General features: G+C 43.8%; 3 protein-coding genes and 1 tRNA gene. All 4 read right to left on the reverse strand.

The features are described from left to right. Positions 1-14 precede the first annotated feature (14 nt). Positions 15-88: transfer RNA gene (locus AACQ17_RS07360), tRNA-Cys, on the reverse strand. 268 nt (positions 89-356) lie between these two features. Beyond that, entirely contained in the window at positions 357-914 is a 558-nt protein-coding gene (pgsA, locus tag AACQ17_RS07365; protein WP_013856615.1) for a CDP-diacylglycerol--glycerol-3-phosphate 3-phosphatidyltransferase, read from the reverse strand. A gap of 46 nt (positions 915-960) precedes the next feature. Further along, on the reverse strand, positions 961-2793 hold the full coding sequence (uvrC, locus tag AACQ17_RS07370) for an excinuclease ABC subunit UvrC (protein ID WP_094167646.1): 1833 nt from the start codon (positions 2791-2793) through the stop codon (positions 961-963). Beyond that, positions 2793-3437, reverse strand: a complete 645-nt coding sequence (uvrY, locus tag AACQ17_RS07375) for a UvrY/SirA/GacA family response regulator transcription factor (protein ID WP_026028128.1) — start codon at positions 3435-3437, stop codon at positions 2793-2795. Before uvrY ends, uvrC begins: the two co-directional genes overlap by 1 nt. Positions 3438-3794 lie beyond the last annotated feature (357 nt).

Here is a 3794-nt window from a genome sequence, read left to right on the forward strand (position 1 = left end):
AGCTAGGGTCGCAATGGAGGCGCGTCCCGGAGTCGAACCGAGGTCCACGGATTTGCAATCCGCTGCATAGCCCCTCTGCCAACGCGCCCCTGTAACATCAAGGGGTTGGGTTGTTTCTTCCGTTCCTCTCAAGTACGGGATGCATTCTACGCATTCGATTCGATGAGTCAATATTATTTTTTTAGTTTTTAAATCGTTTGGCTATTTTGCATTCAAAAAGGACAGATTTGGTTAATTTGATAGCAAAATTCACCACCTTTTACACGAGATTACTGTGCTTTAACTGAAGCAATAATGCATGTTGTGAAAGGGATTGTAGAAATTGGAGGAACAAAAAACGGGCCTAAGCCCGTTTCTTAATGATGTTCTGCGTTGAGGAGGTCGTCTTTAGCTGCCGCCAAGTATTGAACCATTGACCAATAGGTCAAAATGGTGGCGATGTATAACGCTGCATAGCCGACCCACACCATCCAATCATCATGACGCCAAATCAGTACCCACAATGCAAACATTTGGGTAAGCGTCTTAACCTTCCCAACCCATGAAACGGCCACACTGGCTCTTTTACCAATTTCCGCCATCCATTCTCGCAACGCAGAAATGATGATTTCACGGGCAATCATTGTCACGGCTGGAATCGTTATCCAGAGACTGTGGTAATGGTCGGTGATCAAGATAAGAGCCGTCGCAACGAGCACTTTATCCGCTACTGGGTCGATAAAAGCACCAAAGCGAGAGGTTTGCCCAAGTTTTCGCGCAAGCATGCCATCTAACCAATCGGTAAAACCCGCTACCCAAAACACCATTGCCGCAGCAAAAGGGCCCCAGCCGTAAGGCAGATAGAAAACAACGACAAATACTGGGATAAGGAAAAGTCGTAATAAAGACAAAATATTAGGAATATTCAAACGCATATTTATAGGCTCTTATCGATTGCGCGGTTATGTTGCGTTATTTTTCTTATTGTTTCAATGCTTGATAAATGTTTTCAGCTAAAGAATGGCTAATACCGGGCACTTTGGCGATTTCTTCAACAGTGGCTCTTTTTAGCTCTTGCAGCCCTCCCATATATTTCAGCAGTGCTTGCCGGCGTTTAGGCCCAACCCCTTCTATGCCTTCCAATGTACTGGTACGCCGTGTTTTACCTCGTTTGGCTCTATGCCCAGCAATGGCGTGATTATGACTTTCATCGCGAATATGCTGAATCAAATGCAAAGCTGGCGCATCACTTGGCAGGTTAAATTCATCGCCATCGGTTGTAATCAACGTTTCTAGCCCCGGTTTGCGGGTAACGCCTTTGGCGATACCAACCATCACCGGTCTTTTCGGCCAATCTTGCCAATGGCTAGAGATGATCTGCAAAGCTCGATTCAATTGCCCTTTACCACCATCAATGAAAATAACATCGGGGATTTTTTCCACGTCAAGCTGCTTGGAATACCGCTTATCTAACACTTGTCCCATTGCAGCATAATCATCTCCACCAGTAATTCCCGTGATGTTATAACGGCGGTATTCTGGTTTAACAGGCCCTTCTTGGTTAAATACCACGCATGAGGCGATCGTGCTCTCTCCCATGGTGTGCGAAATATCAAAACACTCCATACGCTCTATGCTATCCAACCCTAAAACAGCTTGAAGTGCTTTAAAACGCTGGTTGATCGTCATTCTATGGTTAATTTTAGCCGTTATTGCGCTCAATGCATTGGTATTAGCCAATTTTAAATATTGAGCACGCACACCTGTTGGGCTGATGTGGAAAGAAACTTTACGCCCGACCAGGGTCTGTAATGCTTCTTGCAGCGGCTTTTCATCCTCTAGCAGACCCGCATTTAAGATCACTCGACTTGGGATCGTACGCGCTTCATTGTGACTTAAATAATACTGTCCTAAAAAGCCATCAAACACCTCTTCTTGAGTCGTGTTAGCCGGAATTTTAGGAAAATGGCTACGACTACCCAATATTTTACCTTGGCGGATCATCAAAATATGGATGCAAGCGATGCCATTTTCTTGGGCAAATCCCAATATATCCATGTCATCCATCGTCTCTTCAGAAACAAACTGTTGTTCTTGGACTCTTCGAATGGCTTGGATCTGGTCTCTAAATTTAGCGGCATTTTCAAACTGCAGTGCTTGGCTGGCTTGTTCCATTTTTTGCACTAATGTTTCAAGTACTTGGTTATCTTTGCCTTGCAAAAACAATCGAACATAATTAACCAATTCAGCATACTCTTCATCCGCAATGATATGACTCACACAAGGTGCAGCGCAGCGGCCAATTTGATACATCAGGCAAGGACGAGTCCGGTTGCTATAGACGGTATCTTCACATTGTCTTACCGGAAATATTTTTTGGATGAGGTGTAACGACTCTCGAACCGCACCAGAATCAGGGTATGGACCAAAATACTCACCTTTGCGCTTTTTCGCGCCACGGTGCAACGACAAACGAGGGTGCTTATGCCCACTAATAAAAATATACGGGTAAGATTTATCGTCTCGCAGCAGCACATTGTATTTAGGCAAATATTGCTTGATGTAATTGTGCTCAAGGATCAACGCTTCCGTTTCAGTGTGAGTAACGGTGACATCAATTTTATCGATATGGCTGACTAACGCGCGCGTTTTCTCACTGTCGATTGTTTTTCGAAAGTAACTAGAAAGGCGTTTTTTGAGGTCTTTGGCTTTGCCAACATAGATGATATCAGCCTCGGCGTTATACATTCGATAAACGCCGGGCTGATGGGTAACGGTTTTAAGAAAAGCGACCGAGTCGAACAAAGAAGTCACTAAAGCGTCTCGGTGTCTAACATTCCGTGTCGAATAGCTAAATGGGTCAGTTCAACATCACCGCTGATCGCTAACTTACTAAACAGTCGATAGCGATAGCTATTTACTGTTTTGGGGCTAAGACTAAGTTGCTCGGAAATATCCGTCACTTTTTGCCCTTTGGTAATCATCATCATAATCTGCAGCTCTCTTTCCGAGAGATCAGCAAATGGATTGTCAGAAGCTGGCGAGAATTGGCTTAATGCCATTTGCTGTGCGATTTCAGGCGAGATATAACGCTGCCCGCTATTCACAATGCGAATCGCGTTGACCATTTCATCTGGGCCTGCACCTTTGGTTAAATAACCCGCGGCTCCAGCTTGCATCACTTTGGTCGGAAATGGATTTTCCGTATGAACCGTTAACACGATGATTTTCACATCTGGATTAAAGCGCAGAATTTTTTTTGTCGCTTCCAAACCGCCGATACCAGGCATGTTCATATCCATTAAAACAACGTCGACATGATTACTGCGACACCATTTTACTGCTTCTTCACCGCTGTCAGCTTCCCCTACTACGTTCATTCCACGGACGTCTTCAATAATACGTCGTATCCCTGTGCGAACCAGCTCGTGATCATCTACAAGGAAAACACTTATCAAACTTGTATCTCCACACTCATCTATTGGCTCTGCACCCACTGAATCGTGGATAGCAGCATCGCGGCCCACATTAATTAGCTCACAATTGGAAATTAACTCACAATCGGGTAATTAACTTAACATTGGTTTTCACTCACACTGAATATGTGCTCAAACCCCAAATTTGGCAAGTACTTATTTGTTCGGCTAATCATCCAATGAGAATCCATCAACAAATCAAAAGCTTAATTATATTAGCAGAGATGCCGCACGACTTTTACATGATTTTTTGACAAATTTGAACCTAAACATAAAAATGCAACCAGCCTCATAAAAATACAAAACCAAAACAAATCATAAAGTTAAAATGCATACACC

The sequence above is a fragment of the Vibrio sp. V10_P2A27P122 genome (assembly GCF_963874335.1).
Taxonomy (GTDB): domain Bacteria; phylum Pseudomonadota; class Gammaproteobacteria; order Enterobacterales; family Vibrionaceae; genus Vibrio; species Vibrio anguillarum.

Coding starts and splice junctions, on each gene's coding strand:
- pgsA (WP_013856615.1), bottom strand. CDS start 914: ATGCGTTTGAATATTCCTAATATTTTGTCTTTATTACGACTTTTCCTT.